The following is a 356-nucleotide window of genomic DNA, read 5'->3' on the forward strand; positions in this document are numbered from 1 at the left end:
CGCCCGACTCAAGCGCCACCGCGGCGTGGCCACCCGCTACGACAAGTTGGCCGTCCGGTTCCAGGCCGTCCTGACCATCACCATCATCTGCGAGTGGCTCTGACCGGCTTATGAAACACGCCTTAGCTTGATCTTTAACCTGCTGGGCGGCGGTATCGACCCCGGCTGATCATGGGGACAGCCCTTGATCGATCATTCCTCGTGTCTAGGGAAGAAGATCAAGAACCAGGGGCTGTCTGGTGATCAGTGTGCACGATGCCGGGTCGATCGGTGAGGTGGGGCGGCTGGCCGCGTTCCGGCGTGAGTTCCACCGTTGTCTGACCGCTCGTGAGGATGCGTTGTTCGAGCTGGCCGAC

1 pseudogene is annotated in these 356 nt (G+C 62.1%); it reads left to right on the forward strand.

Annotation, left to right across the window (positions count from 1 at the left end):
- Window positions 1-103: pseudogene (locus E1258_RS35340) on the forward strand (IS5/IS1182 family transposase); the annotation flags it as partial.
- Between the last annotated feature and the right edge of the window lie 253 nt (window positions 104-356).

This window comes from Micromonospora sp. KC207, from assembly GCF_004348615.1.
In the GTDB taxonomy this organism is placed as follows: domain Bacteria; phylum Actinomycetota; class Actinomycetes; order Mycobacteriales; family Micromonosporaceae; genus Micromonospora.